Raw genomic sequence first — 3,834 nt, 5'->3', positions numbered from 1 at the left:
CAGACCAGCAATACCCAGCACGCTCTTCCGCAGCATCGTGTTCATGAGGGAAAGCTCCATTCGGGGGTTGGCGCACACACACCGACCGGGGGGTCGGATGGGGTGGTGTGCGCAAGCACCGTCAGGCGCTCAAAAAGGGGGGAAAGTCTTGGGGGATCATCCGGTGCGCGGGGCGAGGGCCTCTTCGTCGCGCCGGGACCATCTACAACGACCGGCGGCCCACCATCATTCCGGGACCGGCCACCTCACCTCGGGGACAGCCCGGGGGCTGGCCACCCGCCTTGGCGGGTCTTGCCGGCACCCCGTCGCGCGGGGGCGTCCTCCTCGGCCGTTCACCCGGATACAACGACCCCCACCCGCCCGCCATTCCGCCGCCAGACTGCCGCCGGCCACCCCAGGAAACGGACACACCACCCAACCGACCCCGTCGGTGGAACACCACGGGTGCATCCAGGCCCCGGAGACACCCATGACGTTCCACCCAACGCCCCGCGCCTCCGTGGGTGGAACGCCAAAGAGGTATCCGGGCCCCGAAGACATCCATGGCGTGCCAGCGAGGAGGTCCCACATGTGGGGTAGACCGGACATACACCTCAGTCCGCGTGTGGGGCGATGGAGTGGCAGGCGGGGATCGCAGACGGAAACGGCCGGCCCCTTGGCGGGGCCGGCCGAGTTCGCGGGTGGTGTCACCAGAGCTGCTGGACGATGTCCGCAGCCTGCTCCTCCCACTGCGCGTACGCGTACGGGAAGGCGGACACCTGGACCGTCTGCGCCGCGGCGGTCAGCGGCAGGTCGTGCCAGCCGCCGACGTTCTTCAGCGCGTTGAAGAACGCCTTGCTGGCGTAGTCCGGGTCGGTGACCTCCTCGGGCGTACCCCAACCGGACGACGGGCGCTGCTGGAACAGGCCCTCCGAGTCGTGGTCGTTGGAGGCGCCGAGGTGGCCGAGGTTGTACAGCTTCGACTCCTGGAGCGAGGTGGCGACGCCGATCACGGCGCCCCGCTTCCCCACGCCGGTCTCCTTGGCCGCCTTCACGATGGCCTTGGCGTTGTCGAGCTGGGCGTCGTCGAGCGGGATGCGCGACTGGGCGCCCTCGACACCGCGCGGGATGAGCTCCTCCCGGCTGGGCCGGTCGGCCTTGGTCGGGACCTTGTCACTGCCGGTGGTCAGACCGGACTTCAGCGACTCGGTGCCGGTCCGCTTCTTGCCGGTGGCCAGGTCGATGGCGGCCACGGCGCCGGCGTGCGGGCCGCTGGTCAACGGGGCGGCGACGGCGGTGGGGCCGAACGCCAGCCCGCCCAGGGCGGCGACGCCCGCGACGGTCAGCGCGGTCCGGCGGTTGGGGGCCGCGGCGGCGGCCTTCGCGATGGCGGCCTTGGCGACGGCGGCCTTGGCGACGGCGGCCTTGGCGACGGCGGTCTTCGCGATGGCGGGGAGCCATCGAGTGAAGTGCTCCTTCACGATGGTTGCCCTTTCGATCGTTACGACGCGCTCCCGGGTGAGCGCCCCTCGGGGGAACTACTCGCCGGTACGGGTTTGCGTGCCGGCGGTACGGGGGACACAACCAGCTCGACCTGTCGGGCATTCCGGATATGCCGCAGCCCAGCAGGGCTGCGGCTCAGGTCACCCGGGAATCCGGACGGCCCGGTAAGAGGCGTACGGGGAGCCGGGAACCGCGCTAGCCGGCCGTCGGGACGCCGAACCGGACCAGGACGTGCCAGAGCTGCTTGAGGCGCTGGAGCGTCACCTCGGTCGGACCCCGGTCGACCCAGCGCTGCGGCTCGCGTACCACCGAGGCGGCGGCCCGGCCGATCAGCGCGGCGTGCACCGGCTCCCCCGGTCGGGCGAACTCGGCGTGCACCCGGGCGGCGAGCGGCGGGATGGCCGGCCCCCGGAACTCGGCGTCGACACCGTCGACCGGCAGTTCGAACCCGGTGTGCCAGCACAACGCGAAGCCGTGCCGCCGGGCGAGCCCGGCGAGGATCCGCCCCTCCGCGCTGCCCCGGAACGAGGGGTCGACCACCACCGCCTCGACGTCCCGGGCCAGGCTCAGCTCACCGTGCACCTGCGCCTCGACGTAGTCGTCCAGCGCCCGCCCGGCCACGTCGGACGCGCGTTCGCGGCGGCGCAGCAGCGTCCGCAGGAGGGTGCCGGTGTCCATGCCGGCCACGCCTAGGCTGACTCCGGTCTCGGCGGTGGCCGCCAGCAGCGCGGCGAGCACCGGCTCGAACACCGTTACCGTGCCGAGGTGCTTCGGCTCGGTGTGGCTGTCGCCGAAGCTGAAGGTGGCCCGGGCGAGCGCTGCGGGGCGCAGCCGCAGATGGCAGGAGCCGAAGCGGGGGCAGGCGCCGTCCGGGTGGTCGAGCAGGTTGAGGCCGCCGTACTTCGGGCGCTCCGTGGGCGGCACGCCGGGCCGCTGGTACGCCCCGCCGAACAGCGCCTGCTCCCAGCGGTCCCGGTCGCCGCCGGGGAACGCGGTCAGCCCGCCGTTGGAGATGCCCGTCTCGAACTGGCTGCGGTAGACGCCCTCCTGATCGAGCGCCTCGGCCACCGTCCGGCCGTCGCGCAGCAGCCGGTCGGGGTGGAAGTTGAGGGTCAGCCGGCCGTGCGCGGCCACCGCCGCGACGATCTCCTCCGCGCGGTACGCGGCGCCGGAGCCGGCGAGGTGCCCGTCGATGACGGCGAGCGCCGCCGGCCGGTCCCGGAGGGCGGCGTCGCGGACGTACCGGAGGGCGGCGGCCTGGGCGGGGGTCAACATCACGTCGGGCACGGGCCCGAGTATCGCCGGGGCCGTCGGCGACCCGCCACGGGGATTCAGGCGCCGGTGCCGAAGCCGTCCAGGGCCTCCCGCTCGTCCTGGCTGCGCAGCTCCTGGAACACGGTGAGGTGCAGGCCCGCCGGGCCGTCGAGGCGGGCGTTGAGCGACTGCCACGGGGTGACCGTCGGCGGGGCGACCTCGGTGGCGCCCGCCGCGACGAGGCGCTCGGTCGTCGCCCGGCTGTCGTCCACCTCGAACGCCACCCGCAGCCGGGGCGCGACCTGGCGGCCGACCTCCACCTCGTCGATCATCCGCTTCTGCGCGGGGTTCGCCAGCTCCAGCGTGGCCCGCCCCGCCTCCAGGATCACCACCCGGGCGCCGTCGCCGCCCGAGTACGCCGCCTGCTCCGGCAGGCCCAGCGCGTCCCGGAAGAAGGCGACCGCGGCGTCGTAGTCCTCGGCCTCGACGACCAGGCGCAGCTGGCGTACGGTCGGCGGTCCATCGGCCCGGGAATCGTCCATGACGCACGATCCTAGCCGCGTGCGGCGCCGAGGCGGGCGAGGAAGTGGGCGTTGCCGCCGGTGGCGGCGAGCTGGCGCAGCAGCTGGTCCAGGGCCGCCTGCCGGTCCAGTACGGACAGCGCGGAACGCAGTGCCCGCAGGCGACCCCGTTCGGCGTCGGTGAGCAGCAGCTCCTCCCGGCGGGTGCCGGAGGCGCGCACGTCGACGGCGGGAAAGGTACGCCGGTCAGCCAGCGACCGGTCCAGCTTCAGCTCGGCGTTACCGGTGCTCTTGAACTCCTCGAAGATGAGGCCGTCGGCGGCGGACCCGGTCTCCACCAGGGCCGAGGCGATGACGGTCAGCGAGCCGCCCTCCTCGATCGACCGGGCGGCGGCGAGCAGCTGCTTGGGCGGGGTGAGCGCGGCCACGTCGATGCCGCCGGAGAGGGTGCGGCCGGCCGAGCGGACGGTCAGGTTGTAGGCGCGGCCCAGCCGGGTCAGCGAGTCCAGCAGCACGACCACGTCGTGGCCCAGCTCGACCAGGCGCTTGGCCCGCTCGATCGCCAGCTCCGCCACCG

The 3,834-nt window shown here is 73.6% G+C and carries 3 protein-coding genes and 1 pseudogene; all 4 read right to left on the bottom strand.

Annotated features, from left to right (window positions below):
* Nucleotides 1-686: 686 nt before the first annotated feature.
* Nucleotides 687-1,460: a hypothetical protein gene (locus B0E53_RS34020; RefSeq protein ID WP_107079659.1), complete on the bottom strand. Its 774-nt coding sequence runs from the start codon at nucleotides 1,458-1,460 to the stop codon at nucleotides 687-689.
* 217 nt (nucleotides 1,461-1,677) lie between these two features.
* Nucleotides 1,678-2,757 carry a DUF3626 domain-containing protein gene (locus B0E53_RS34015; protein WP_107079660.1) on the bottom strand — a complete coding sequence of 360 codons (1,080 nt, stop codon included), beginning with the start codon at nucleotides 2,755-2,757 and terminating at the stop codon, nucleotides 1,678-1,680.
* Nucleotides 2,758-2,813: 56 nt separating this feature from the next.
* A complete protein-coding gene (locus tag B0E53_RS34010; protein WP_107079658.1) occupies nucleotides 2,814-3,278 on the bottom strand; it encodes a VOC family protein in 465 nt (154 codons plus the stop codon).
* A gap of 11 nt (nucleotides 3,279-3,289) precedes the next feature.
* Nucleotides 3,290-3,834: pseudogene (locus B0E53_RS34005) on the bottom strand (transcription termination factor Rho); the annotation flags it as partial.

The sequence above is a fragment of the Micromonospora sp. MH33 genome (assembly GCF_003013775.1).
Classification (GTDB): Bacteria; Actinomycetota; Actinomycetes; order Mycobacteriales; family Micromonosporaceae; genus Micromonospora; species Micromonospora fulviviridis.
This window is presented reverse-complemented; position numbering and strand designations above follow the sequence as displayed.